22 protein-coding genes are annotated in these 26,709 nt (G+C 65.3%); 16 read left to right on the forward strand and 6 right to left on the reverse strand.

All coding sequences use genetic code 11. The features are described 5' to 3' along the window. Positions 1-6: 6 nt before the first annotated feature. The 3 genes from tssK to tagH are packed head-to-tail and all read right to left on the reverse strand — an operon-like array spanning position 7 to position 3,279. On the reverse strand, positions 7-1,341 hold the full coding sequence (tssK, locus tag IAE37_RS23055) for a type VI secretion system baseplate subunit TssK (protein ID WP_201177266.1): 1,335 nt from the start codon (positions 1,339-1,341) through the stop codon (positions 7-9). Between the two features lie 15 nt (positions 1,342-1,356). Next, positions 1,357-1,842 carry a type VI secretion system lipoprotein TssJ gene (gene tssJ / locus IAE37_RS23060; RefSeq protein ID WP_201177267.1) on the reverse strand — a complete coding sequence of 162 codons (486 nt, stop codon included), beginning with the start codon at positions 1,840-1,842 and terminating at the stop codon, positions 1,357-1,359. Between the two features lie 39 nt (positions 1,843-1,881). Beyond that, a complete protein-coding gene (gene tagH, locus IAE37_RS23065) occupies positions 1,882-3,279 on the reverse strand; it encodes a type VI secretion system-associated FHA domain protein TagH (RefSeq protein ID WP_201177268.1) in 1,398 nt (465 codons plus the stop codon). Positions 3,280-3,673: 394 nt separating this feature from the next. Between tagH and tssA the strand changes: the two genes are divergently transcribed. From tssA to IAE37_RS23145, 16 genes are all read left to right on the forward strand, one after another. After that, a complete protein-coding gene (gene tssA, locus IAE37_RS23070; RefSeq protein WP_201177269.1) occupies positions 3,674-4,705 on the forward strand; it encodes a type VI secretion system protein TssA in 1,032 nt (343 codons plus the stop codon). Between the two features lie 72 nt (positions 4,706-4,777). After that, positions 4,778-5,293 (forward strand): type VI secretion system contractile sheath small subunit, encoded by a 516-nt coding sequence (gene tssB, locus IAE37_RS23075; protein ID WP_201177270.1) that lies wholly within the window; start codon positions 4,778-4,780, stop codon positions 5,291-5,293. A gap of 11 nt (positions 5,294-5,304) precedes the next feature. Beyond that, complete coding sequence (gene tssC / locus IAE37_RS23080) at positions 5,305-6,801, forward strand: type VI secretion system contractile sheath large subunit (RefSeq protein WP_201177271.1); 1,497 nt, start codon at positions 5,305-5,307, stop codon at positions 6,799-6,801. Between the two features lie 47 nt (positions 6,802-6,848). Beyond that, complete coding sequence (locus IAE37_RS23085; protein ID WP_136913316.1) at positions 6,849-7,337, forward strand: Hcp family type VI secretion system effector; 489 nt, start codon at positions 6,849-6,851, stop codon at positions 7,335-7,337. A 157-nt stretch (positions 7,338-7,494) separates the two neighbouring features. Then, a complete protein-coding gene (gene tssE, locus IAE37_RS23090) occupies positions 7,495-8,010 on the forward strand; it encodes a type VI secretion system baseplate subunit TssE (RefSeq protein ID WP_201177272.1) in 516 nt (171 codons plus the stop codon). Beyond that, on the forward strand, positions 8,007-9,869 hold the full coding sequence (tssF, locus tag IAE37_RS23095; protein ID WP_201177273.1) for a type VI secretion system baseplate subunit TssF: 1,863 nt from the start codon (positions 8,007-8,009) through the stop codon (positions 9,867-9,869). The genes tssE and tssF overlap by 4 nt, the downstream gene beginning before the upstream one ends. Then, complete coding sequence (gene tssG, locus IAE37_RS23100) at positions 9,833-10,879, forward strand: type VI secretion system baseplate subunit TssG (protein WP_201177308.1); 1,047 nt, start codon at positions 9,833-9,835, stop codon at positions 10,877-10,879. Before tssF ends, tssG begins: the two co-directional genes overlap by 37 nt. After that, complete coding sequence (gene tssH / locus IAE37_RS23105) at positions 10,872-13,547, forward strand: type VI secretion system ATPase TssH (protein ID WP_201177275.1); 2,676 nt, start codon at positions 10,872-10,874, stop codon at positions 13,545-13,547. The genes tssG and tssH overlap by 8 nt, the downstream gene beginning before the upstream one ends. Before the next feature lie 11 nt (positions 13,548-13,558). Continuing rightward, entirely contained in the window at positions 13,559-15,496 is a 1,938-nt protein-coding gene (locus IAE37_RS23110) for a type VI secretion system Vgr family protein (protein ID WP_201177277.1), read from the forward strand. An 11-nt stretch (positions 15,497-15,507) separates the two neighbouring features. Further along, positions 15,508-15,942, forward strand: coding sequence for a DcrB-related protein (locus IAE37_RS23115; RefSeq protein ID WP_201177279.1), 435 nt, complete (start codon positions 15,508-15,510; stop codon positions 15,940-15,942). Positions 15,943-15,951: 9 nt separating this feature from the next. Further along, a complete protein-coding gene (locus IAE37_RS23120; protein WP_201177281.1) occupies positions 15,952-20,310 on the forward strand; it encodes an RHS repeat-associated core domain-containing protein in 4,359 nt (1,452 codons plus the stop codon). A 2-nt stretch (positions 20,311-20,312) separates the two neighbouring features. Then, a complete protein-coding gene (locus IAE37_RS23125; protein ID WP_201177283.1) occupies positions 20,313-20,975 on the forward strand; it encodes a hypothetical protein in 663 nt (220 codons plus the stop codon). A gap of 62 nt (positions 20,976-21,037) precedes the next feature. Further along, entirely contained in the window at positions 21,038-21,505 is a 468-nt protein-coding gene (locus IAE37_RS23130; protein WP_201177285.1) for a hypothetical protein, read from the forward strand. A gap of 21 nt (positions 21,506-21,526) precedes the next feature. Beyond that, on the forward strand, positions 21,527-22,189 hold the full coding sequence (locus IAE37_RS23135) for a hypothetical protein (RefSeq protein WP_201177287.1): 663 nt from the start codon (positions 21,527-21,529) through the stop codon (positions 22,187-22,189). A gap of 68 nt (positions 22,190-22,257) precedes the next feature. Next, on the forward strand, positions 22,258-22,911 hold the full coding sequence (locus IAE37_RS23140) for a hypothetical protein (protein WP_201177289.1): 654 nt from the start codon (positions 22,258-22,260) through the stop codon (positions 22,909-22,911). Between the two features lie 61 nt (positions 22,912-22,972). Further along, a complete protein-coding gene (locus tag IAE37_RS23145) occupies positions 22,973-23,170 on the forward strand; it encodes a hypothetical protein (RefSeq protein WP_201177291.1) in 198 nt (65 codons plus the stop codon). A 91-nt stretch (positions 23,171-23,261) separates the two neighbouring features. Here IAE37_RS23145 and IAE37_RS23150 read toward each other — a convergent pair whose 3' ends face one another. The 3 genes from IAE37_RS23150 to dgoD form a co-directional block, all read right to left on the reverse strand. Next, complete coding sequence (locus tag IAE37_RS23150; RefSeq protein WP_201177293.1) at positions 23,262-24,065, reverse strand: IclR family transcriptional regulator; 804 nt, start codon at positions 24,063-24,065, stop codon at positions 23,262-23,264. Between the two features lie 61 nt (positions 24,066-24,126). Continuing rightward, positions 24,127-25,437 (reverse strand): MFS transporter, encoded by a 1,311-nt coding sequence (locus IAE37_RS23155; RefSeq protein ID WP_201177295.1) that lies wholly within the window; start codon positions 25,435-25,437, stop codon positions 24,127-24,129. A gap of 87 nt (positions 25,438-25,524) precedes the next feature. Further along, the gene (gene dgoD, locus IAE37_RS23160) at positions 25,525-26,673 is read right to left on the reverse strand and encodes a galactonate dehydratase (RefSeq protein WP_201177297.1); all 1,149 of its coding nucleotides are present in this window, start codon (positions 26,671-26,673) and stop codon (positions 25,525-25,527) included. Positions 26,674-26,709 lie beyond the last annotated feature (36 nt).

Raw genomic sequence — 26,709 nt, forward strand, 5'->3', positions numbered from 1 at the left:
CGCGGCTTATCCTCGAATGGCCCAGAAGGCCAGGCTCAGGCCGGGGAACTCACCGGCAACGTAGAAGGCGAAGCCACCGGAGTGCTGCAGCTGCTTCCAGTGCTCGCTGCCGCGGTCGAGCTCGAAATAGGTGGAGCCGGCGTGGAACGGGATCTGCCGTGGCGCCACTGGCAGCGGCAGCAGGCCGATGCCTGGCAGTTGCAGGTTGACCAGATCGCGGATGTGCTCCACCGAGCCGATCTTGCTCTGCTGGCCGAAACGGCTGCGCAGGGTCTCGCTGGGCACGTCGGCGCGCACCACCAGGATGAAACTGGCGCTGTCGAGCAGGCTGCGATCGGCGAGCATGCCGACGTGGATGCCATAGGCCTTCTCGACGATGGGAATGGCCACGGCCTTGCTGTCGATCAGTGTCGACAGGGCCTCGCGCAGCGCCGCCATGACCGGGGCGAAGGTCGCCGCCAGGTCGTCGTGCTGGTACACCGGGAAACTGTGCGGGCGGCGGCCGTCACGGGTGAAGGTGGCGAACTCGCCGGCCAGGGCCACCAGTTCGCTGTACAGGCGTTCGGGGTGCAACGGGCTCAGCTGGTTGAGGTGTTCGACCAGCGGCTGGGCGCGGTTGACCAGTTGCAGCAGCATGAAGTCGGCGATCTCCGAGGCGCCGCCATTGGCCGAGGCCACCACCCGCCCGGCCAGGGCTTCGCCACGCTGGTGCAGCAGGCCCAGCAGCTCGCCGCAGAAGCTCGACAACGGCTGGCTGGCCGCCACGTCGAGCACCGGTGGGATATAGCTGTCGTCGACCACCAGGGCGCGGTCGGCACGTTTTTCGCGAATGCGCAGCATGCCCAGCGTGGCGTGGTCGCTCAGGCCGTCTTCGCTGCGCAGCAGGCGCAGGGCACGGCTGCCGAGCGCCAGCGGGGCACGGTTCTCGAACGGTGCGTTGTCGTCGCGCACCTCGCTCACCCGGCTGATGTAGCGGGCGCCAGCGCTGGCCTCGCCTTCGTCGACCGTATCGCGGGCGCCGGCGCGCTTGAGCGGCAGGCCCAGGTGGATCACTGCGTCACGCAGCTCGTCGGGCACCTCCAGCGGAGCCGGCGCCAGGTCGTCGCGCGGGATGTCGAACGGCGTGCCGTCGGGCAGCAGGCCACGGGCGCGGAGGATCGCCAACTTGCCCTGGGCGAGCTGGCCCTGGTCGAGCAGCAGCTCGGAAAAACCCCAGGCGGCAGCGCTCAGCGGGCGGCTGCGGGCGTCGACGAAGTGCTCCAGGTAGCGGTCATGCTGTTGGAAGTGCTGGGTCGTGATGAACATGCCTTCCGACCAGACCACGCGATTGTTCCAGGACATGGGGACTCCGATTGCCTAGTGGGCAGGCACAGGTTGTGGGGTGGCCACGGCGCTGCGCACGGCGCGCACATCGAGGCTGATCTGATAGTCACGCGGCGGCACCGACAGCACGCTGCGCCACTGGGCCTGGTCGACTTCGCGATAGCCGACCACCAGGCCGAGCTGGCGGGTGGCCGGGTCCAATGGGCGTTCGAGGCGCAGCTGCGCGCCGGGCTGCAACAGCACTTCGTCCTGGTCGATGAGGTCGGCGCCGAGGGTCGCCTGGGCGCGGTCGGCCAGGGCGAAGTAATCGGCGCGGGCGAAGGCGGCGGCGTTCTTCAGCTCGTACAGGCGCACCCGCACCGGCGCGGGTGTGCCGTCAGCACCAGGGTTGAGCCCGGCGGCGGCGCTGAAATACAGGGTCACGCCCGCGTCGTCGGCGGGTGGAGGCTCGGGCGTGTCCTTGCTGCAGGCGCTGAGCAGTACCAGGGCCAGTGCTGCGATCAGGGGTGTTGCTCTCATCCTTGTCCTCATGACGTACCGTGGTCTTCCTGGGCTCGCTCAACTGCGTTGCAATCGGTGGTTGTGGGCCTCGTAGGCGCGGCTGAACTCGCGGCCGAAAAGGTCTTGGAAGTCGTCCTCGGCCTCCCGGGAAATCTGCCCGTAGAGCTCGGTGAACTGCTGCCAGCAATGCGCCTGGCGCGAGCCGCCGAACAGCTTGGCCAGCCCGGCGGCAGGCGCCAGGCGCTGCTCCAGGCGGGCCGGCTCGAAGCGCGCGAGCAGGTGCTTGATGGCGGCCTCCACGCCGGCCATCACGGCCAGCTGGTGGGCACGCACATCGTCGAAGCTGTCCCGCACGGCCTGGTCCGGCGCCAGGAACGCCTGGTTACCGTGACGCAACAGCAACAGCAGCGCCTCGTCGGCATTGGGGGCGAACTTCAGCGGGTTGTTCTGCACCGGGGCGATGGTGGTCTGCTGCATGCGGAACTCACCCTTGAGGCTGCTGCGTGCACGCAGCACATCGATCAGGCCTTCGACCATCAGCCGGTAACTGCGGCCGATGGCTTCCATCTGTGCGGCGGCATCGGCGACATCGATGCGCAGGTGCTCGACACCGGCACCACGCAGGAACGCCTGGAGCAGTTCATCGCTGCCCGTGGCCGCGGCCGGTGCTGGCGGAGCCACAGGTACAGGTGCAGCAGTCTCGGCCGGCACCAGGGGCGGCAAAATCGATTCTGGGGCGGGTGCTGCGGGTGGCTCTGCCGGTGCCGGCACCGGCATCGCGGCTGGCGGCGTGTCGAACAAGTTCCAGTCTTCCGGAATCACCCCGGGCGCAGCGGCTGCGGCCACCGGTGCCGGCAGTTCTGGTGGCGGCTCTGGTGGCAATACGGGGGTCGGCGGGCGAAAATCATGTTGCTGGGCCGGCACATGGTCGGGCTGGCTGATCGGCGCAACGCTCGAAGGGCCGAGAAAATCGAACAGGTCGGGCAGCGTATCGTGGCTCGATGCCCCGTGCAGGAACGCCGCCGGCGCGCCGGAAATCGGCGGGCTGGCCACGACCGGCGCCGCCCCCTGGTTGGCCATCAGCGCCTCGAAACTGTGCATCTCGGGCGCGCCGCCAACACTGCTGGACAGGCCGGCGTCGATCCGAGCCTGGATCTCGTACTCGCCTATTCGGATAACTTCGCCATCCATCAGTGGCTCGCTGTTGCCGCGGCGCAGGCGCACACCCGCGTGAACTAATTCCACACCATTGGTACTGCTATCGGTCAAGTAATAGCGCCCATCCTTGAACTGGATCACACAATGCCTGGACGAAACCAGCCGCTCCGGATCAGGAAGTACCCAATCATTATCCGCCGCACGCCCAACAGTGATGGCACCGGTTTCCAGCAACTTCTCCGAGCATTGCCCGGGAGTAATCTTGTGATAACTGGTGATAGTCAGGCAAAGTGCCATCACGCCTCCTTGCATATATGTGAAACGCAAAGCCATTCATTTGAATAGTTTCGACCAAGCATTCAAATGAGTGCTGAACCTCTTGATTTCAAAGGCCTTCACGCTAAATACCGAATAACGGACCAGGCATTTAACCCTAGGATCGAGGCACTTTGATGGCAGCCGACAAATGGTACAGGATAGCTGCCAACCCGGTCACAATGGCCACTCAGGGCGCGTAGCTTACCTTGACACTCGCGAACAAATAAACCATAAATGCGCAACTTCGAAGTACCAAAACGATATCACACTGATATCACCCAGGTACTCTTTGCCAAGTTTGTGCGCTGGTTCACACTTGTAACTTCGCACGCGAAAACGCCCCACCACGGGCCGATATGGAGATCGATTTCTGGTGAACTCATCGCAGTTGCTCGCCGCTGTTTCAGCTGATTTCCCCTGCGGCGATGACCTCGAATACGACGCCGATTTCCTGCAGCTGGAACGCGATGCCCAGGGCCGCCCCGAGCGCGTGATGGGCGACGCCATCCAGCCTGCCGAACCACCCCAATGGCGCGATATCGAACAGGCCTGCACCACCCTGCTGCAACGCAGCAAGGACCTGCGCATCACCCATTTTCTGCTCCAGGCCAACCTCGCCCTGCACGGCTTGCCGGGCCTGGCCGCCAGCCTCGAACTGATTCGCGACTTGCTCGCCGAGTACTGGCTGTACCTGCACCCGCAACTGGACGCCGCCGACGACAACGACCCCACGGTACGGGTCAACGCCCTCGCTGGCCTGACCTGCGAGCGCAACATCGGCCTGCTGCGCGACGCCGTGCTGGTGCGCTCGCGCGCCTTTGGTCCGGTCACCTTGCGTGCCGCCCTGCACGCGGCCGGCGTGCAGCACTTCGCCAGCGAACAGCTGAGCGCCGAGGAACTGGCTGCCGCCCTGCGTGATGCCGACGACGAGCAGTTGCAGCAATGCCATCAGGCTCTGCAACTGGCCCGCGAGGCCGTGGATGCCATCGAGAACCGGGTCAATGACCAGGTCGGCTCGGCCAGCGGGGTCGACCTGTCGCCCCTGAGCCAGCCGTTACGCCAGGTGCAGCAGGTGCTGGCCGACTACGGCCCGGCCGGAGCCGCCCCTGCACTGGAGCCCGACGAGACGGCGACCAGCGCCAGCGAGAGCGACCTGCCCGCCGCAGTCAGCCCCAGCCCACGGCCTGCCGCACGCCCTGGCGAAATCAGCAGCCGCGAAGACGTGCAGCAGAGCCTCGACCGCCTGCTGCAGTACTACGCCCGCCACGAGCCCTCGAGCCCGTTGCCCGTGCTGCTGCACCGGGCGAAGAAGCTGGTCAACGCCGATTTCGCAAGCATCGTCCGCGACCTGATCCCCGATGGCTGGTCGCAATTCGAGAACCTGCGCGGCCGCGAGGACGACTGACGTCATCGCGCCGCATCAATACCGACGCCCGCAACGAACAGCGCCGCCGTACCGGCGACCAGGAGGAACAACGTGGCGAAAGACAGCTCCCAGAAATTCATCGCGCGCAACCGCGCGCCGCGGGTGCAGATCGAATATGACGTCGAACTCTACGGCGCCGAGAAGAAGGTCCAGTTGCCGTTCGTCATGGGCGTGCTCTCCGACCTCGCCGGCAAGCCGGCCGAGCCGCTGCCTGCAGTGGAGGACCGCAAGTTCCTGGAAATCGACGTCGACAACTTCGACTCGCGCCTGAAGGCGATGAAGCCACGCGTGGCCTTCAACGTGCCCAACGAGCTGACCGGCGAAGGCAACCTGAGCCTGGACATCACCTTCGAGAGCATGGACGACTTCAGCCCGGCCGCCGTGGCGCGCAAGGTCGATGCCCTCAACCAACTGCTCGAAGCCCGCACCCAGCTGGCCAACCTGCTGACCTACATGGACGGCAAGACCGGTGCCGAGGACATCATCCTCAAGGCCATCAAGGACCCGGCCCTGCTCCAGGCCCTGGCCAGCGCGCCGAAACCCGCCGACAACGAGCCCAAGGCCTGAGGAGACAGCCCATGAACGATCCATTGCGCGACGCCCAGGCCCAACAGGCCGCCGCCACCCAGGACCCGAGCGAATTCGCAAGCCTGCTGCTGCAGGAGTTCAAGCCCAAGACCGAGCGTGCCAAGGAAGCGGTGGAAAGCGCCGTGCGCACCCTGGCCGAGCAAGCCCTGGCGCAGACCAACCTGGTCTCCAACGATGCCATCGGTTCGATCGAGCAGATCATCGCCGCCATCGACGCCAAGCTCACCGCCCAGGTCAACCAGATCATCCACCACGATGACTTCCAGCAGCTGGAAAGCGCCTGGCGTGGCCTGCACTACCTGGTCAACAACACCGAGAGCGACGAGCAGCTGAAGATCCGCGTGCTCAACGTATCGAAGACCGACCTGCACCGCACCCTGAAGAAATTCAAGGGCACCGCCTGGGACCAGAGCCCGATCTTCAAGAAGCTGTACGAGGAAGAGTACGGCCAGTTCGGCGGCGAGCCCTATGGCTGCCTGGTCGGCGACTACTACTTCGACCAGTCGCCACAGAACGTCGAGCTGCTGGGCGAAATGTCGAAGATCTGCGCCTCGATGCACGCGCCGTTCATCTCCGCCGCCTCGCCGACCGTTTTGGGCATGGGCTCGTGGCAGGAACTGAGCAACCCGCGCGACCTGACCAAGATCTTCACCACCCCGGAGTACGCCGGCTGGCGTTCGCTGCGTGAGTCGGAAGACGCGCGCTACATCGGCCTGACCATGCCACGCTTCCTGGCGCGCCTGCCCTACGGCGCCAAGACCGACCCGGTCGAAGCCTTCGCCTTCGAGGAAGACACCGACGGCGCCGACAGCAGCAAGTACACCTGGGCCAACGCCGCCTACGCCATGGCAGTGAACATCAACCGTTCGTTCAAGTACTACGGCTGGTGCTCGCGCATCCGCGGCGTGGAATCGGGTGGCGAAGTGCAGGGGCTGCCGGCGCACACCTTCCCCACCGACGACGGTGGCGTGGACATGAAGTGCCCGACCGAGATCGCCATTTCCGACCGCCGCGAAGCGGAACTGGCCAAGAACGGCTTCATGCCGCTGCTGCACAAGAAGAACACCGACTTCGCCGCCTTCATCGGCGCCCAGTCGCTGCAGAAGCCGGCCGAGTACGACGACCCGGACGCCAGCGCCAACGCCAACCTGGCCGCGCGCCTGCCGTACCTGTTCGCCACCTGCCGCTTCGCCCACTACCTCAAGTGCATCGTTCGCGACAAGATCGGCTCGTTCAAGGAAAAGGACGAGATGCAGCGCTGGCTGCAGGACTGGATCCTCAACTACGTCGACGGCGACCCGGCGCACTCCACCGAGACCACCAAGGCCCAGCACCCGCTGGCAGCGGCCGAGGTGGTGGTCGAGGACGTCGAAGGCAACCCGGGTTACTACAACTCGCGCTTCTACCTGCGCCCGCACTACCAGCTCGAAGGGCTGACCGTATCGCTGCGCCTGGTATCGAAGCTGCCTTCGGCCAAAGGGGCCTGAGCCCCTCCCCTGCAAACCGTTAAACGACACGCAATTCCGAGGACGACATGGCTGTAGATATCTTCATCAAGATCGGCGACATCAAGGGCGAGTCCAACGACAAGGCTCACAAGGACGAGATCGACGTGCTCAACTGGAGCTGGGGCATGTCCCAGTCCGGCAACATGCACATGGGCAGCGGCGGCGGTTCGGGCAAGGTCAACATCCAGGACCTGTCGATCACCAAGTACATCGACAAGTCCAGCCCCAACCTGATGGCCCACTGCTCCAGCGGCAAGCACATCGACAAGGTCAAGCTGACCGTGCGCAAGGCCGGTGGTGAAAGCCAGGTCGAGTACCTGATCATCAACCTCGAAGAGGTGCTGATCAGCTCGCTGAGCACCGGCGGCTCGGGCAGCGACGACCGCCTGACCGAGAACGTGACCCTGAACTTTGCCAAGGTCACCGTCGACTACCAACCGCAGAAGGCCGATGGCAGCAAGGAAGGCGGCCCGATCAAGTACGGCTGGAACATCCGTTCCAACGTCAAGATCTGACGCACCCGGCCCTGTGGGATATCTCCTGCCGATTGCGGTTCCTGTGGGAGCGGGCTTGCCCGCGAACACCGGCACCGCCGGTGCCATCCACCGCGTCGGCTGGTTCGCGGGCAAGCCCGCTCCCACAGGTCCAGCGACCTCCTGAGAGAACCCTGAAGTGGTAGCCGAAATCGCCACCCGCGACCGCCTGCAGCCTTCGCTGCTCGACCGCCTGACCGACGACGACCCGGGCAACCCGCAGGAAGCCGCCGACAAGCGCGTGCTCGGCCTGCAACAGCTCAAGGCGTCGGTGCTGCGCGACCTGGCGTGGCTGCTCAACACCACTTCGCTGCTGGACGCCAGCCAGACCCTCGACACCCCCGCCGGCGCCTCGGTGGTCAACTATGGCCTGCCTGCCCTGGCCGGCAACAGCGCCTCGAACCTCGACCTCAACGTGCTGGAGCGCATCATTCACCAGGCCATCGTCACCTACGAGCCACGCATCCTCGCCCACACCCTGAAGGTGCGCGCCCAGGCCGCGCCCGGGCAGATGAACGCCAACGCCCTGAGCTTCGAGATCGAAGGCGACCTGTGGGCCCAGCCCGCGGCCTTGCCGCTGCTGCTGCAGACCGACGTCGACCTGGAGTCCGGACATGTCAGCGTGGCCCCGGCCGACCGCAGGAGGCGTGCATGAACCCGCGCCTGCTGGAGCTGTACAACCAGGAACTGCAGCATATCCGCGAGGGTGCCGCCGAGTTCGCCAAGGAATATCCGAAGATCGCCGGGCGCCTGACGCTGTCCGGGATCGAATGCGCCGACCCCTACGTCGAGCGCCTGCTCGAAGGCTTCGCCTACCTCACCGCGCGCGTGCAGCTCAAACTCGACGCCGAGTACCCGACCTTCACCCACAACCTGCTGGAAATCGCCTACCCGCACTACCTGGCGCCGACCCCGTCGATGACCGTGGTGCAATTGCAGACCGACCCCGACGAGGGATCGCTGGCGGCCGGTTTCCCGCTGCCACGCGGCAGCGTGCTGCGCGCCAACCTCGGTCGCAATTCGCAGACCCCGTGCGAGTTCCGCAGCACCCAGGCGGTCACCCTGTGGCCGCTGCAAGTAGCCCGGGCCGAGTACTTCGGCAACCCCGGCGCCGTGCTCGGGCGCCTGGCCAGCAGTGTGCCACAGGCCCGCGCCGGGCTGCGCCTGACCCTGCGCAGCGGCGCCGAGGTACCGTTCGCCAGCCTGGCGCTGAGCAACCTGCCGCTGTACCTGAACGGCGCTGACGAAACCCCATTCCGCCTTTACGAGCAACTGCTGGGCTGCGCCTGCGCGGTGTTCGTGCGCGAGCCCGGGGCCGACTGGGTCGAACGCATCCCCGTCGAGGACGCCCTGCGCCCCTGCGGCTTCGATGACGGCGAGGCGGCGTTGCCGGTGGTACCCCAGGCCTTTCAGGGTTACCGCCTGCTGCAGGAATACTTCGCCCTGCCGCAGCGCTTCCTGTTCGTCGACTTCGCCGGCCTTGCGCGCGCGGTGCAGCGCTGCAACGGCCAGGAGCTGGAAGTGCTGGTGTTGTTCGAACGCTTCGAGCAGAGCCTGGAAAGCAGCGTCGGCGCCAGCCAGTTCGTGCCGTTCTGCACGCCGGCGATCAACCTGTTCCCGCGCCGGGTCGACCGCCTGCACCTGACCGACCGCGTGCATGAACACCATGTGATCGCCGACCGCACCCGGCCCACCGATTTCGAGATCCACTCGCTGCAGCGGGTCACCGGCCACGGCACCGGCCCCGACCAGGAATTCCTGCCGTTCTACGCCGTGCGCGACCCGTCGCGCTATGGCCGCGACCAGGCCTACTACATCGTGCGCCGCGAGCCGCGGGTACTGTCCAGCGAACAGCGGCGCAACGGCACCCGTTCCAGCTACATGGGCAGCGAGACCTTCGTCAGCCTGGTCGATGGCCAGCAGGCGCCGTACCGCCACGACCTGCGCCAGCTGGGCGTCAGCGCCCTGTGCAGCAACCGCGACCTGCCGTTGTTCATGAACGTCGGTGACGGGCGCAGCGACTTCAGCCTGGCCGACAGCGCCCCGGTCGCTGGCGTGCGCTGCCTCGCCGGGCCGAGCCGGCCCAAGGCCAGCCACGCCCACGACAACCGTGCCTGGCGCCTGATCAGCCAGCTGTCGCTGAACTACCTGTCACTGGCCGAGCAAGGCCAGGGCGCCGCTGCGCTGCGCGAACTGCTGCGCCTGTACGGCGACCCGCACGACAGTGCCCTGAACCTGCAGATCGACGGCCTGCGCGAGGTCAGCAGCAAGCCCTGCACCCGGCGCCTGCCGATGCCCGGGCCGATCGTCTTCGGCCGTGGCCTGGAGATCACCCTGACCTTCGACGAAAACGCCTTCCGTGGCACCGGCGTGTTCCTGCTCGGGGCCGTGTTCGAGCGTTTCCTGACCCGCTACGTGTCGATCAACAGCTTCACCGAAACCGTGCTGCGCACCAGCGAACGTGGCGAGATCATGCGCTGGACCGCCAAGCCCGGGCGCAGGCCGATCCTGTGAGCACGCTGGAGGCCATGCAGGCCGAGCCCTGGGAGTACGACTTCTTCCAGGCCCTGCGCCGTCTCGAGGCGGAAAACCCCGCGCTGCCGCGCTTCGGCCACTCGCTGCGCCTGGCCGACGAGCCGGTACGCCTGGGCCAACGCCTGGACTGCGGCTTCGCCCCGGCGACCTTGGCCTCGGTCAGCGCGGCCGACCACCGGCCGGCGCGTCTGGAGCAGTTCTTCTTCGGCCTCGGCGGCCCCAACGGCCCGCTGCCGCTGCACCTGACCGAGTACATGCGCGAGCGCCAGCGCAACCACGGCGACTCGACCAGCAAGGCCTTCCTCGACGTCTTCCACCACCGCCTGCTGAGCCTGTTCTACCGGGCCTGGGCGGAGGCGCGGCCAACCGTCAGCCACGACCGCCCCGGCGATGACTACTGGGCTGCACGCCTGGCGGCGCTGAGCGGCCGTGGCCAACCCGAATTGCAGGGCCACGGCCCGCTGGCCGATACCGCCAAGCTGCACTGGTCCGGCCACCTGAGCGCGCAGACCCGCTACCCCGATGGCCTGTGCAGCATCCTGGCCGGTTACTTCGGCGTGCCGGTGACACTGGAGGAATACGTCGGCCAGTGGCTCGAGCTGCCCGAGCGCAGCCAGCTCGGCGTGCGGGCCAATCGCCTGGGCGTGGACCTGTGCCTGGGCCGCTACGCCTGGGACCGCCAGCACAAGTTCCGGCTGTGCCTCGGCCCGCTCAGCCTCGAGCAGTACCACGCCCTGCTGCCCGGTGGGCAGGCCTTCGGCGAGCTGACCGCCTGGGTGGCCGAGTACCTGGGCCAGGAGCTGGACTGGGACCTCAACCTGATACTCGCGCAGGACCAGGTGCCCGCGCTGCAACTCAATGCCGGCCAACGCCTGGGTTTCGATACCTGGCTAGGCCACCCCTCGCACGATGCACGCGACCTCAAGCTGGCCCGGTATTACGCCGAGCAGTCGAGCGCCGCCCCAACAAGGAACCAGGACCATGGGTGAAATCAGCCGCGCCGCGCTGTTCGGCAAACTCAACAGCGTCGCCTACAAGGCCATCGAGGCCGCCACGGTGTTCTGCAAGCTACGGGGCAACCCCTATGTCGAGCTGGTGCACTGGCTGCACCAACTGCTGCAATTGCCGGACAGCGACCTGCACCGCATCGTGCGCCAGTTCGATGTCGAGCCGGCGCGCCTGGCACGCGACCTGACCGATGCCCTGGACCGCCTACCGCGCGGCTCGACCTCGATCACCGACCTGTCCTCGCAGGTGGAGGAAGCGGTCGAGCGCGGCTGGGTGTACGGCAGCCTGATGTTCGGCGAAAGCCAGGTGCGCACCGGCTACCTGCTGGTCGGCATCCTCAAGACGCCGAGCCTGCGCAATGCCCTGCTGGGCTTGTCGAGCGAATTCGCCAAGCTGAAGATCGAGGCCTTGAGCGAGCGCTTCGACGAATACGTCGGCGACTCGCCGGAAAACCACCTGGCCGCTACCGATGGCTTCAGCGCCGGCGTGCCAGGTGAAGCCAGCGGCGCCGTGGCCCCGGCGGCGATGGGCAAGCAGGAGGCGCTGCAGCGCTTCACCGTCGACCTCACCGAGCAGGCCCGCAGCGGCAAGCTCGACCCTATCGTCGGCCGCGACGAGGAGATCCGCCAACTGGTCGATATCCTCATGCGCCGCCGACAGAACAACCCCATCCTCACCGGCGAGGCTGGCGTCGGCAAGACCGCGGTGGTCGAAGGCTTCGCCTTGCGCATCGTCGCCGGTGACGTGCCACCGGCGCTCAAGGACGTCGAGCTGCGCAGCCTGGACGTCGGCCTGCTGCAGGCCGGCGCGAGCATGAAGGGCGAGTTCGAACAGCGCTTGCGCCAGGTGATCGAGGACGTGCAGGCCTCGCCCAAGCCGATCATCCTGTTCATCGACGAAGCCCATACCCTGGTCGGTGCTGGTGGCGCCGCCGGCACTGGCGATGCGGCCAATCTGCTCAAGCCGGCCCTGGCCCGTGGCAGCCTGCGCACGGTGGCAGCGACCACCTGGGCCGAGTACAAGAAGCACATCGAGAAGGACCCGGCGCTGACCCGGCGCTTCCAAGTGGTGCAGGTGGACGAGCCGAGCGAGGCCAAGGCGCTGCTGATGATGCGTGGCGTGGCCTCGACCATGGAAGCCCACCACCAGGTGCAGATTCTCGACGAAGCGCTGGAAGCCGCGGTGAAACTGTCGCACCGCTACATTCCGGCGCGCCAGCTGCCGGACAAGTCGGTGAGCCTGCTCGACACCGCCTGCGCCCGCGTGGCCATCAGCCTGCACGCGGTGCCGGCCGAGGTCGACGACAGCCGCCGCCGCATCGAGGCGCTGGAAGTGGAGCTGGCGATCATCGCCCGCGAAGCGGCCATTGGCGTAGCCACCGGGCAGCGCCAGGCCCAGGCCGACACGCAACTGGCCGAGGAACGCCAACGCCTGGCCGGGCTGGAAAGCCGCTGGGCCGAAGAGAAGGCCCTGGTCGACCAACTGCTGGCGACCCGCGCCCAACTGCGCGAGCAGGTGGGCGTGGTGGATCAGGAGAGCGAGGTGCAAGGCAGCCACGAACTGCGTGAAACCCTGGTCGGCCTGCAAGCGCGCCTGAGCGCCCTGCAAGGCGAAAGCCCGCTGATCCTGCCGACCGTGGACTACCAGGCGGTGGCTTCGGTGGTGGCCGACTGGACCGGCATCCCGGTCGGGCGCATGGCGCGCAACGAGATCGAGACCGTGCTCAACCTCGACAGCCACCTGGCCAAGCGCATCATCGGCCAGGACCACGCGCTGGAGATGATCGCCAAGCGCATCCAGACCTCGCGCGCTGGCCTCGACAACCCGAACAAGCCGATCGGCGTGTTCATGCTCGCCGGCACCTCGGGCGTGGGCAAGACCGAGACCGCCCTGGCCCTGGCCGAGGCGCTGTACGGCGGTGAACAGAACCTGATCACCATCAACATGAGCGAGTTCCAGGAAGCCCACACCGTCTCTACCCTCAAGGGCGCGCCACCCGGCTACGTCGGCTACGGCGAAGGCGGTGTGCTGACCGAAGCGGTGCGCCGCCGGCCGTACAGCGTGGTGTTGCTCGACGAGGTGGAAAAAGCCCACCCGGACGTGCACGAGATCTTCTTCCAGGTGTTCGACAAGGGCGTGATGGAGGACGGCGAAGGCCGCCAGATCGATTTTCGCAACACCCTGATCCTGCTCACCACCAACGCTGGCACCGAATTGATCGCCCGCACCTGCAACGACCCCCAGGCCCTGCCCGACCCGGACGCGGTGGCCAGCGCGCTGCGCCAGCCGCTGCTGGAGATCTTCCCACCGGCGCTGCTCGGGCGCCTGGTGACCATCCCCTACTACCCGCTCAGCGACGCCATGCTCAAGGCCATCACCCGCCTGCAACTGGAGCGCATCCGCAAGCGCGTGGAGAGCACGCACAAGGTCGGCTTCAGCTTCGACGAGGGCGTGGTCGAGCTGATCGTCTCGCGCTGCACCGAGACCGAGAGCGGTGGCCGCATGATCGACACGATCCTCACCAACGGCCTGCTGCCGGACATGAGCCGCGAGTTCCTCACCCGCCTGCTCGAAGGCCAGCCGCTGGCCAGTGTCCGCATCAGCCGCCGCGACAACGACTTGCACTATGACTTCGGCGCCGCCGACTGACAGGATCGACCATGCTGTTCACGCAGTTCACGCGCCTGGCGCAGATCAACAGCCCGCTGGGGCCAGACAAGCTGATCCTTGCCGAGATGGGTGGCAGCGACGAGCTCGGCCGGCCGTTCGACTACGAACTGCGGCTGACCAGCGACGACCCGGCCATCGATCTCAACGCCTTGCTGGGCAAGCCGATGTGCCTGAGCGTGCAACAGAGCCTGGGTACCTTGCGGCACTTTCACGGCATCGTCGCGCGCTGCAGCCAGTCGGTGGACCAGGGCCAGTTCGCCAGCTACCGGGTCACCCTGCGCCCATGGCTGTGGCTACTCACCCGCACCAGCGACTGCCGCATCTTCCAGCACCTGAGCGCACCGCAGATCATCAAGCAGGTGTTCCGCGACCTGGGGTTCTCGGACTTCGAGGATGCCTTGAGCCGCAGCTATCGCGAGCGCGAATACTGCGTGCAGTACCGCGAGACCAGCTTCGATTTCGTCAGCCGGCTGATGGAGGAAGAAGGCATCTACTACTTCTTCCGACATGAGCAGGAGCGGCATGTGTTGGTGCTGGCCGATGCCTATGGCGCCCACCTGCAGGCGCCGGGCTACGAGAGCGTGCCGTTCTACCCGCCGGACGGGCAGCACCGCGAGCGCGACCACATCAACGACTGGCACCTGGCCCAGGAGGTCCAGCCCGGTTCGCTGGAACTCAACGACTACGACTTCCAGCGCCCCAGCGCGCGCATCGACGTGCGCTCGGCCATGCCGCGCCCGCACCAGGCCGGCGACTACCCGCTGTACGACTACCCAGGGGCCTACGCGCAGAGCCAGGACGGCGAACATTACGCGCGCACCCGCCTGGAGGCGCTGCAGAGCCTGCACGAGCGGGTCGAGCTGCGCGGCAACGCCCGCGGCCTTGGCAGCGGCCACCTGTTCAGCCTCAGCGGCTTCAGCCGCCAGGACCAGAACCGTGAGTACCTGATCGTCGCGGCCCGCTATTACGTGCACCAGGAGCGTCTGGAAAGCGGCACCGGCAGCAGCGACGCGCAGTTCGAGAGCAACCTCAGTTGCATCGACGCGCAACAAACCTTCCGCCCCGAGGGCAGCACCGTGCGGCCGATCGTCAAGGGGCCGCAGACGGCAGTGGTGGTCGGCCCGGCTGGCGAAGAGATCTGGACCGACCAGTACGGCCGGGTCAAGGTGCACTTCCACTGGGACCGCCACGACCAGTCCAACGAGAACAGCTCGTGCTGGATCCGCGTGTCGCAGGCCTGGGCCGGCAAGAACTGGGGTTCGATGCAGATCCCACGGATCGGCCAGGAAGTGATCGTCAGCTTCCTCGAAGGCGACCCCGACCGGCCGATCATCACCGGCCGGGTCTACAACGCCGAGCAGAGCGTGCCCTACGACCTGCCTGCCAACGCCACCCAAAGCGGCATGAAGAGCCGCTCGAGCAAGGGCGGCAGCCCGGCCAACTTCAATGAAATCCGCATGGAGGACAAGAAAGGGGCCGAGCAGCTGTACGTGCATGCCGAGCGCAACATGGACACCGTGGTCGAGCAGAACGAGACGCTGGCGGTGGGCATCAACCGCAGCCAGACGGTCGGCATGCTCGAGACCATCACCATCGGCCAGGACCGCATTCGCGCCGTGCGCCGCGACGACATGCTGCTGGTCGGCGCCAGCAAGACCGACAGCGTCAGCACCAGCTACCTGATCGAGGTGGGCGAAAACCTGCGCCTGGTCTGCGGCAAGAGCGTGATCGAGCTCAATGCCAGCGGGCAGATCAACATCAGCTGCGAGCAGTTCAGCTTCCATGCCAAGCAGGACGGCGAGATCAACACCGACGGCACCCTCGACCTCAACGTCGGCAGCGGCGCGCAGACCGCGCCCGACAAGCAGGGTGTGAAAAAGACCATCGACGACTCGGTGAAGGCGATCTTCTCCGGCTCCGACCAGTAACGAGACCTCCCATGAGTTATCGCGTCAACGAATTCCGCCTGGCCCTGCCCGATGCCGCCGTGCAGGACAGCAGCATCAACATCCTGCGTTTCGAGGCGCTGGCCACCTCGCTGATCGTCAGCCGCAGCCTGCTGGCCGAGGGCGAGACCTTGCAGAGCAATTTCGACGGCCAGTTGCAGCGCCTGCAGCAGCAGGTCAAGGACCTGCGCCTGCAGCCCGCCCAGGCCACGCAGGTGGGAGCCGGGCCGGTGATCGAGGCCATCGAGCTGAGCAGTCAGTTCAGCAAGGGCCAGGAGAAGGTCTACCAATACCAACTGGCCCTGGTGCTGCCCGGCACGCGCAAGATGTTCGCCCTGAGCTACGTCAAGGCCAGCCCCTTGGGCGCCGCCGAAGCTGCGCACTGGGCCGCCATCAAGCAGTCGCTCGACTTCGACAACCTCGGCTGACCCAGCGCCATGTCCGACGCCTTGTGGGCCGCGCGCGAAGGCGACGCGCTGATGCACACCTCGATGCTCGCCGACATCGTCGGCGGTGTGCTGGAGATTGCCGCCACCGTGGCCATCGGCGCCCTGGCCACCGCTGCGGTGGCTGCGGCTTTCGGCCTGACCGTGGCCACCGGTGGGCTGGGCTGCTTCGTGCTCGGCGCGGTGGTCGGCCTGGTGGTGGGCGTGGTCATGGCCAAGACCGGGGCCGATACGGGCCTCAGTCGATTATGCGAGGGTATCGGCAACTTCCTGTTCCCGCCCTCGGTGCAGGCGACCATCGCCAGCGGCTCGTCGAATACCAAGACCAACGGCAAGCGCGCCGCCCGCGCCGCCGGCATCGTCACCGGGCCGCCCGCGCCACTGGAGCAGGCCGGCACCGAGGCTGGCGAGGCCAAGGAAGAGACCTTCCTCGACATGGCCAAGGGCTTTTTCTCGCAGCTGTGGCGCCCGACCGTGGCCACGCCTGCGGCCAATACCCAGGAAGCCCCTGACGACAAGATCGCCTGCACCAAGCACCCAGCGATGCCGCCGCAGTACCTGGCCGAGGGCTCCAGCAAGGTGCTGATCAACGGCCACCCGGCCTGCCGCAGCGGCGACCGCAGCACCTGCGAAGCGGTCATCGTCGATGGCGGGCTGGTATCGAACAACGTGCGCATCGGCGGCGAGCCGATCGTGGTGCGCGAGATTCGCAGCGGCAAGACCCCCGGCATCGGCCTTGCGGTGACGGCGTTGATGCTGCTGCGTGGGCGGGGTGGCAAGTTCTACAGCAAGTTTGGTTGCATGCTGGTGGGCGGGGTCAGCAGCTTCGTTACCGGGCAGGTCAGCAGTGCCCTCACCCAAGCCATGGCCGGTTCGCCGAACCCGGTGCATGCCGCGACCGGGGCGAAGATCCTCTGCGCCGAGGATGAGCTCGACTTCACCGTGTCGGCGAGCCTGCCGATGGTCTGGCAACGGTTCTACAACAGCCACGACGAGCGGGTCGATGGCCTGTTCGGCGCTGGCTGGAGCCTGCCCTACGAAGTGTCGGTGCAAATCGAAGCGGGCGATCGCCTGGTGCTGATCGATGAGCAGGCGCGCCGGGTGGACATGGGCGTCATCCCCCTGGGCGATGCGGTGTTCAGCGTCGGTGAAGGGTTGAGCGTGCGCCGCGCACACAACGGCGAACTGCTGACCGAGAGCCGTGAGGGCGAGTATCGCCTGTTCCAGCCGACGCCAGGGCAGCCCGAGCGCCTGCGCCTGAGCCAGGTGGGCGATCGCAACGACAATCGGATCTTCCTCGACTACGACAGCCAGGGCCGTCTGTGCCGATTGCGCGATACCTTTGACCAGGTCCGCGTGACACTCATCTACAGCGACCAGTGGCCCCGACGCGTAAGCCACGTGGACCACCAGGCAGCCGACGGCCACACGCGGCGCCTGGCCAGCTATCGCTACGACGCCAGCGGCGACCTGGCCCAGGTGCTGGACGGCGCAGGGCAAGTGTTGCGCAGCTTCGCCTACGACCCCGCCCGGCGCATGATCGAACATCGTACCGGTAGCGGCCTGCACTGTTTCTACCAATGGGCCGAGCATGACGATGGCTGGCGCGTGGTGCGGCACTGGACCGATGCCGGCGACAGCTACGCCTTCGAGTACGACGTCGCCGCCGGCATCACCCGGGTGACCGATAGCCTGGGCCGCGTAGCCGTACGCCAGTGGAACCAGCAATACCAGATCACCGCCTATACCGATGCACTCGAGCGCACCTGGCGCTTCGAATGGAACGACGAGCGCCAACTGCTGGCGGCGAGCGACCCGATGGGAGGACGTTGGCAATTCTTCTACGACGCGTCGGGCAACCTGGCCGAAACCCTCGACCCGCTGGGACGCAGTGAATCCACCGAGTGGCTGGAGCATTGGTCGCTGCCACGCTGCCAGACCGACCAAGCCGGCCAGCGCTGGGCCTTCGCCTACGACGCGCGCGGCAACTGCATCCGCGAGAGCGACCCGCTGGGCCAGCACACGTACTATCGCCATGACGACCGGGGCAACCCCGTCGAGATCATCGAAGCCAACGGCAGCAGCCGGCAACTGCGTTGGAACGACCTCGGACTGCTGGTGGAACAGAAGGATTGCTCGGGCTACATCACCCGTCTGGGCTACGACCCATTGGGCCACCTGCAATCGATCACCGATGCCCAGGGCGAACGTACCGAATACCGCCATGACGGCAAGGGCCGCTTGCGCAGCGTGACCCTGCCCGATGGCCGCAGCGAGGCGTTCGAGCTCGATGGCAGCGGCCTGTTGCTCCGACACGTCGACACCGCAGGCCACGTCAGCCAGTACCGGCGTAACCGTCGCGGCCAACTTGAGCTGCGCGTCGACCCGCTGGGCCGGCAGGTGCGCTACCAGTACGACGGCTATGGTCGTCTGTTGGCCCTGTACAACGAAAATGGCGAGGCCTACCGTTTCGACTGGGATGCGGGCGACCGCCTGGTCGCCGAGCATGACCTCGACGGTAGCCTGCGGCGCTACCAGTACGACCCGTTGGACAACCTCGGCCAAGTGACCTTCGTGCCCGCGCCGGGCAGCGAGCAGGCGCCGATCATCCATCGAATGGAATACGACGCGGGCAGCCGGCTGCTGACCCGCCATACCGACGATGGACGCACCGACTACAGCAACGACCCGCTCGACAACGTGGTCGCCATTCGGCGTACGACACGCGATGGCCAGGTCGAAGAACTGGGCTTCGCCTTCGATGCGCTCGGCCAGTTGCTCGAAGAGCGCAGCATCGCCGGCAGCGTACAGTACCAATACGACCCGCAGGGCAACCTCACCCGCACCCGAACGCCCGACGGCCGCTGGATCAACCGCCTGTACTACGGCAGCGGCCACCTGCACCAAGTCAATCTCGATGGCCAGGTGGTCTGCGATTTCGAGCGTGACCGCTTGCACCGCGAGACCCTGCGCGTGCAAGGCAACCTGGCCACGCAACGCCAGTACGACCGCGCCGGACGCCTGCGTGCCCTGCTCCGTCGGCCGGCAGCGCAGCCCAGCCAACTGCCGGCGCCAAGCCAGCAGCGCTACCAGTTCGACGCAGCCGATCTGCTGGCGATGCGCGAAGTGCAACACCCCGGCATGGGCTATCTGCAGGCGTTCCAGCATGATGGGAGCGGCCAGGTGCTCGGCCGCCAGGACAGCCCCAGCGGCCAGCGCGAAGCGTTCCGCTACGACCCGGCAGGCAACCTGCTCGACCCGGCGAGCGCGGGCGCAGGCCTGGTCAGGCACAACCGCCTGCTGACCTTCGAGGACAAGCGCTACCGCTACGACGGCTTCGGTCGCCTGGTGGAAAAGCGCAGCCGCCGACGCGGCACCCAGCTGTTCCACTACGACGCCGACCACCGCCTGGTACAGGTGCGTAACCTGCAACCTGGGCGGGAACGCATCGTCGACATGCGCTACGACCCGATGGGCCGGCGTACCGAGAAAATCGAATCGACGCTCGACGGCCAGGTGGTCTGCCGTACTCGTTTCAGCTGGAGCGGCCTGCGATTGCTCGGGGAGCAACGCGATGGCCTGTCGACGCTGTACCTCTATGAAGACGATGGCCACGAACCGCTGGCCCGTGTCGATGGCCAGGGCGCACATCAGCAACTGCGCCATTACCACAACGACCTCAACGGGCTGCCTGAACAACTGACCGACGACCAGGGCCAGGTGCTGTGGTCGGCGCGCTACCTGACTTGGGGCGCCAGCTGGGAGGAACAGCGCACTCCAGAGCTGGTCGAGGATCAGAACCTGCGCTTCCAGGGCCAGTACCTGGACCGCGAAACAGGTTTGCACTACAACCTGTTCCGCTTCTACGACCCGGATATCGGGCGCTTCACCCAGCCTGATCCGATCGGCTTGGCCGGTGGTTTGAACCTGTATGCCTATGCGCCCAACCCATTTACCTGGATCGATCCGTGGGGGTTGCTCAAGGAGGGGGAGACTGCGGGGTATGGTGCCAAAGCGCACCGGGGCGATGGCTTGGAAGCCCATGAGATCCTGCGGAACAAATTCCTCCAGGACATCGGTCTCGCACCGAAAAAACGCCGGATGCGCGGCAACCCATCCATAGCGTTGACGCCCGAGCATCATGATCAGGTACATGCCGCTGAAAACCGCTTGCGCAAAGGGATGGGCATCAAGCACAACCAGATGCTCAAGAGCGGCAGGCTGGAAATTCGCTTGATGTCCAAAGCCATCTACCAATCGCTGGTCAAGGACGGGCATGTCACAATCCAGCAACTCAGAACCGCCCGGCGCTACGCCAGGTCGTTCGCCAAAGCCAAAGGATGTTACTAGCCATGCAGAAAATCGTGCTTTCAACACAGGATCACGGCTTTGGCCAAATAGGTGGAGGGGCGTTTCTCAAAGACCTTTCACTGTGGCCGACCAGCCCAGAGAACGGCGAGCTGATGACGCCGCTTCTGACCCTGACCGAGCGCTTCCGCCCGGCGAAATTGCTTCCGCCAGGTATGGCCATCACAGTGTTCATTGCAGCACGACAGCAGCGAGACGGGGACTTCAGCCACAACTTGCAGCGTCGCTATACAGTCAACCAACCCTCGGAGCTACAGGAAGTCATGAAGAACGGGTACGCCCGAGTGATTCTTCACGAACTGGCCGAGAAATCGATCCTGCCCAGCGATCACCCCTTGCTGTTGCTGAGTGCGTTCATCGACTTCGAAGAAATGAGCGATGAGGAACTGCAAGAGGAGCACGCCGATGAGGACAGTGGCATCGACTTGAGCAAGCCAAGTGGCCGACCGGGTTGGCTGCAAGACCCGATCTATCCTCCGGATCGCTACATGTTCCTGATGCAACTCGTGGACGGCGATGTGGCCGAAGCCAGCCCGCAGCATGAGGGTTTGCTTGCTGAGGGTATAGGCTATGTCTTTCTGGACATGCGAGCGCGGCGTGGCAAAGAGGGGGACGAGGCCGGTTTGTTCTTTGTTCAGTACGCTTGAATGAGTGCAGTCTTATCGCAGTGCTTATAGGCAACAAACGAACCTTGGCAATCGAATACCGCGTGAGCAACCCGGTATCGATGACCGCCCACGCCCGCTTCTGGTTCGAGAACCAACCACTGGGGAGTCTGGAAGACCTGGTCTATCTGGATGGATACGTGTTGGGCTGCTTACTCGACCTAGAGCATAAACCTCTTCTGACAGCGCGCTACCAGAACAAGGACGTTCAGCAGATGTTCAGCGCCCTGGAGCAGGATCTGGAGTCCTGGGAGGAAGACGATGACTTCAGCGAGGACGCTAGCCCCTACTTGCTTACCTGTGGGACATTGTTCGATTGCTATTCGGTGTTTGCATATCGGATGGACGACACAGTCGGCCAGATCATGTGGCGGATCAAGGGCGAGGAGGAAAACCTGCCCTTCCAGGATCTAAAAAACGCATCTCGAGACATACACTTCGCCACATTCAGCTACGCCGAGCTCGCTGCACTGATCGCCGAACTCAAGGCAGTACTGGCTGGCGGCCAATGAAAGCAAAGGATGTTACTAGGCATGCAGAAAATCGTGCTCTCACAACAGGACCAGGGCTTTGGCCAGATCGGCGGAGGCGCTTTCCTCAAGAACTTGTCACTGTGGCCCGTCAGCCCGGAAAACGGTGAACTGATGACGCCGTTGCTGACCCTCACCGAGCGCTTCCGCCCCGCAAGATTGCTACCTCCAGGCATGGCTATCACGGTATTCATCGCGGCACGGCAACAACGAGACGGCGACTTCAGCCACAATCTGCAGCGCCGCTATACAGTCAATCAACCCTCGGAGCTTCAGGAGGTCATGAAGAACGGCTACGCCCGTGTGATTCTTCACGAGCTGGCCGAGAAACCGCTGCTCCCCAGCGATCATCCACTGCTGTTGCAAAGTGCGTTCATCGACTTCGAGGAAATGACCGACGAAGAACTGGAGGACGAGCACGCCGACGAGGACAGAGGTATCGATCTGAGCAAACCAAGCGGCCGACCAGGCTGGCTGCAAGACGCGATCTATCCACCAACGCGTTACACATTCCTGATGCAATTGGCAGATGGCGACGTGGCCGAAGCCAGCCCGCAACACGAAGGACTGCTGGCCGAGGGTATTGGTTATGTGTTCCTCGACAGGCAGGCTGTGCGCGGGAAGGAAGGTGACGAGGCCGGGTATTTTTTCATCCAGTTCACATGACGGCACGCCAAAGTGCCTAGCAATTAGCCAGATCGTACGCAAAGGACAAAGGGGGCGACGTGAGCTCAATGAAATTGGTGTTCACCGAGTTCGACAAAGGCTTCGGTCAGGTGGGGGGTAGCGTTCGCATGGACGATCCCAGTTTGTGGCCTCTGGCACCGGATACGCAGGAGCCGATGACCCCGCTGTGTACGATTACGGAAGATTTCCTACCGGCCGCGGTCTTCCCGGCGGGGATGGCAGCCACGGTTTTCATCACTGCCCGCAAACGCGACGGCTATTTCAACCAGTCGGTCATCGGGCGCTACACCGTCCATGATGAAGCAGAACTACCCAATATTCATAATGGCTTTGCACGAGTCATTCTCCACCGGTTGACCGAACAGGAACTGCCGGCCCCGACCGGAACGCTCCTGCTGGAGCGTCGTTACATCGACTTCGAGCCGATGACCGACGAGGAATTCGAAGAAGAATATGCCGACGAAGATGCCGGTCTGGGCATCAGCAAGCAGCTGGGGCGAGCGAGTTGGATGCAAGATCCGATCTATCTTTCAAGCCGCTACGTGTTGCTCCTGCAACTGACCGACTACGATATCAGTCGATGGGCCCCGGAACACGAGGGCATTTTCCTGGATGGCGTTGGTTTCGTGTTTCTGGACAAGCAGGCGCGTCGTAAAAAACAAGGCGACGAGGCTGGTCTGTTCTTTGTTCAGTACGCCTGACTCGGCGCAGGCTCACGCAATGGTGATAGGCAACAAACGAACCCTGGCAATCGAATACCGCGTGAACAACCCGGTATCGATGACCGCCCAGGCCCGCTTCTGGTTCGAGAACCAACCATTGGGGAGTCTGGAAAACCTGCCCTTCCAGGATCTAAAAAACGCATCTCGAGACATACACTTCGCCACATTCAGCTACGCCGAGCTCGCTGCGCTGATCACCGAACTGAAGGCAGTGCTGGCTGGCGGCCACGGTCATTGACTACCGCCATCAGGCTGCTCATACATCTGGGGGCTGCTGCGCCGCGATGGGCCGCAAAGCGGCCCCATACCCACACCACAGGATCCACGGTTCACCCTAAAGACTTGAACCCCAACTCCGCCGACAACCGCCCCGTCACCGCCTTGATCACCGGCACCAGCTCGCGCATCTTCTGCTCGGGCATGTACGGCACCGTGCTGGCCACGCTGATGCCGGCGACAATGCCCCCGCTGGCGTCGCGGATCGGCGCCGCCACGCAGCGGATCGATGGTTCGTTGTCTTCCAGGTCGAAGGCATAGCCGCCCGCCACGTACTCGACCATGCGCTGCTCGAACTGCGCCCAGCTCTGTTCGCTGTGGTGTGGCCAGAATGTGCTCTTGCCGCCTACTGGCAGGCTGGTCTCGTACAGGCGCTGCCACTGGGCCGGGCTGTCGTCGAGCATCAGCGCCTTGCCGATGCCGGTGCGCGCCAGCGGCATGCGATGGCCGACCCGCGAACGCATCTCCGGGCCGTTGCGTCCCGGGGTCTTGTGCAGGTAGAGCACCTCGTCGCCTTCGCGGATGGCCAGGTGGATGGTGTCGCCGGTCAGCGCCGACAACTCGTCGAGGTACGGCCCGGCGAGGGTCACCAAGGGCAGTTCCTCGCGGGCCTGGAAGCCCAGTTCGATCAGCTTCGGCCCGAGCAGGTAGCCCACCTGCGGCAGCACCCGCAGGTAGCGCTCGTCGACCAGGCAACTGACCAGGCGATGGGTGGTGCTGCGGGTGGTGCCGATCGCCTGGGCGATCTCCTTCAGGTCGCGGGCGCCAGCGGCCACCGCCTGCACCACGGCCAGGCCGCGTAGCAGGGTCTGGGTGCCGGTCGGCGCGGCAGCGGGTTTCGAAGCATCTTCCTGCATGGGCAGCCTTAAACCGTTGAACGAGTGAGCAGGCGCCATTATGTTCGCCCGCGTGGGGCGACTACAACTCGATGCGCTCGACCTTGCCCACCAGCAGGATGTACGACAGTGCCCCGGCCAGCGCCACCAGCGAGATGTAGGTGATGGCCGGGGCGAACGAGTCACCGCTGGCGAGGAAGCCGATGACGATTGGCGTGACGATCGCCGACAGGTTGCCGATGAAATTGAACACTCCACCGGTCAACCCGAGCAGGCGCGCCGGTGCCAGGGTCGAGACCAGCGACCAGGTGATCGAGGCCAGGCCGTTGCCGAAGAACGCCAACGCCAGGAAGGCGATCACCCAGGCGGTGGAGTCGACGAAGTTGGCGCCGATGATCGCCGTCGAGATCAGCAGCCCGCCGATGATCGGCAACTTGCGGGCAAAGCCCACGCTGGCGCCGCGACGGATCAGCCAGTCGGAGAAGAACCCCGAGCACAGCACACCGACGAACGCTGCGAGAAACGGCAGCGAGGCCAGCAGGCCGGACTTGATGAAGTCCATGCCACGGTATTTCACCAGGTAGGTCGGGAACCAGGTGAGGAAGAACCACAGTGTCGAGTTGAGGCAGAACTGCCCGAGGTAGATACCCCACAACTTGCGCTTGCTCAGCACCACGCCGAGGTCGCTCCAACTGAACCTGGCCTTGACTTTGGCCTGCTCAGCCTGGATATCGACCAGGCCGCCGCCTTCGCGGATCAGTTCGATCTCGCCATCGTTGACACCCTTGAAGTCGCGCGGTTCGCGATACACCGCGTACCAGACCAGCGCCCAGAGAATGCCTACCGCGCCAGTGGCGACGAACACCATGTGCCAGCCGTACTGGTGTTGCAGCCAGGCCAGCACCGGGGTGAGGAAAGCCAGGCCGACGAACTGCCCGGAGGTGTAGAAACCGATGGCCGTGGCGCGTTCGCGCTCGGGGAACCAGGTGGTGACCACACGGCTGTTGATCGGGTAGGCCGGGGCCTCCAGGGCACCGACGGCCATGCGCAGGGCGAACAGGGCGATGAAGCTGGCGGCGAAGCCGAGCAGTACCGTGGCGATCGACCACAGCGCCAACGCGGCAGTGTAGAGGATGCGCGGCGGCACCCGGTCGACCAGCCAACCACCGGGGATCTGCATGGCGGCGTAAGTCCAGCCGAAGGCGGAGAAAATCAGACCGACGTGAATCGGGTCGATGCCCAGGTCACTGGTCAAGGCAGGTGCGGCAATGGACAGGTTGCTGCGGTCGAGGTAGTTGATCACCACGGTGATGAACAACAGCACCATGATGAAGAACCGCTTGCGGCTGGGTGTCGCCAACGCAGCCTGCCCGGTCAGGGTATTCGGATGCATGGGTAGTGCCTCTTCTTATGTTTATTGAGGTCGCTGCCGGCCCAGGGTGCGTGCATGCCGCTGGGCCGTGGAGGGATCAGTGGCGCGTTACCACTCGGCGAAGCTGCCGTCGGCGTGGCGCCAGATCGGGTTGCGCCAGCGGTGGCCGACCGCCGCGCGCTCGATGACGTATTCCTCGTTGATCTCGATGCCCAGGCCCGGGCCATTGGGGATCTTGACGAAGCCCTGGTCGTAGTCGAACACGCCTGCATCCTTCACGTAATCGAGCAGGTCGTTGCTCTCGTTGTAGTGGATGCCCAGGCTCTGCTCCTGGATGAACGCGTTGTAGCAGGCGGCGTCGAGCTGCAGGCAGGCAGCCAGGGCGATCGGGCCCAGCGGGCAGTGCAGGGCCAAGGCGACGTCGTAGGCTTCGGCCATGTTGGCGATCTTGCGCGTCTCGGTGATGCCACCGGCGTGCGAGGCATCGGGCTGGATGATGTCGACATAGCCTTCGCTGAGCACACGCTTGAAGTCCCAGCGCGAGAACAGTCGCTCGCCGAGGGCGATCGGCGTGCTGGTCAGTGGCGCCAGCTCCTTGAGCGCTTCGTAGTTTTCGCTGAGTACCGGCTCTTCGATGAACATCAGCTTGTACGGGTCGAGTTCCTTCATCAGCACCTTGGCCATGGGTTTGTGCACCCGCCCATGGAAGTCGACGCCGATGCCGACGTTGGGGCCGACGGCATCGCGCACGGCTGCGACGTTGGCCAGGGCCTGGTCGACCTTGTCGAAGGTATCGAGGAACTGCAGTTCCTCGGTGCCGTTCATCTTCACCGCGGTGAAGCCACGCGCTACCGCTTCCTTCGCCGCTCGGGCGGTGTCTGCCGGGCGGTCGCCGCCGATCCAGGAATACACGCGGATCTTGTCGCGCACCTGACCACCGAGCAGGTCGCTGACCGACACGCCCAGGGCCTTGCCCTTGATGTCCCACAAGGCCTGGTCGATGCCGGCCAGGGCACTCATGTGCACCGCCCCGCCGCGGTAGAAGCCGCCGCGATAGAGCACTGTCCAGATGTCTTCGATGTTGCGTGGGTCCTTGCCGATCAGGTAGTCGGAAAGTTCCTCGACGGCGGCGGCCACCGTATGAGCACGCCCTTCCACCACTGGCTCGCCCCAGCCGGTCACGCCCTGATCGGTCTCGACCTTGAGGAAGCACCAGCGCGGCGGCACGATGAAGGTGGTCAGCTTGGTGATTTTCATCTTGTTGTCTCTCTTGTGGGATGCAGCGCCCAGGGC

The sequence above is a fragment of the Pseudomonas sp. S31 genome (genome assembly GCF_016648105.1).
Taxonomy (GTDB): Bacteria; Pseudomonadota; Gammaproteobacteria; order Pseudomonadales; family Pseudomonadaceae; genus Aquipseudomonas.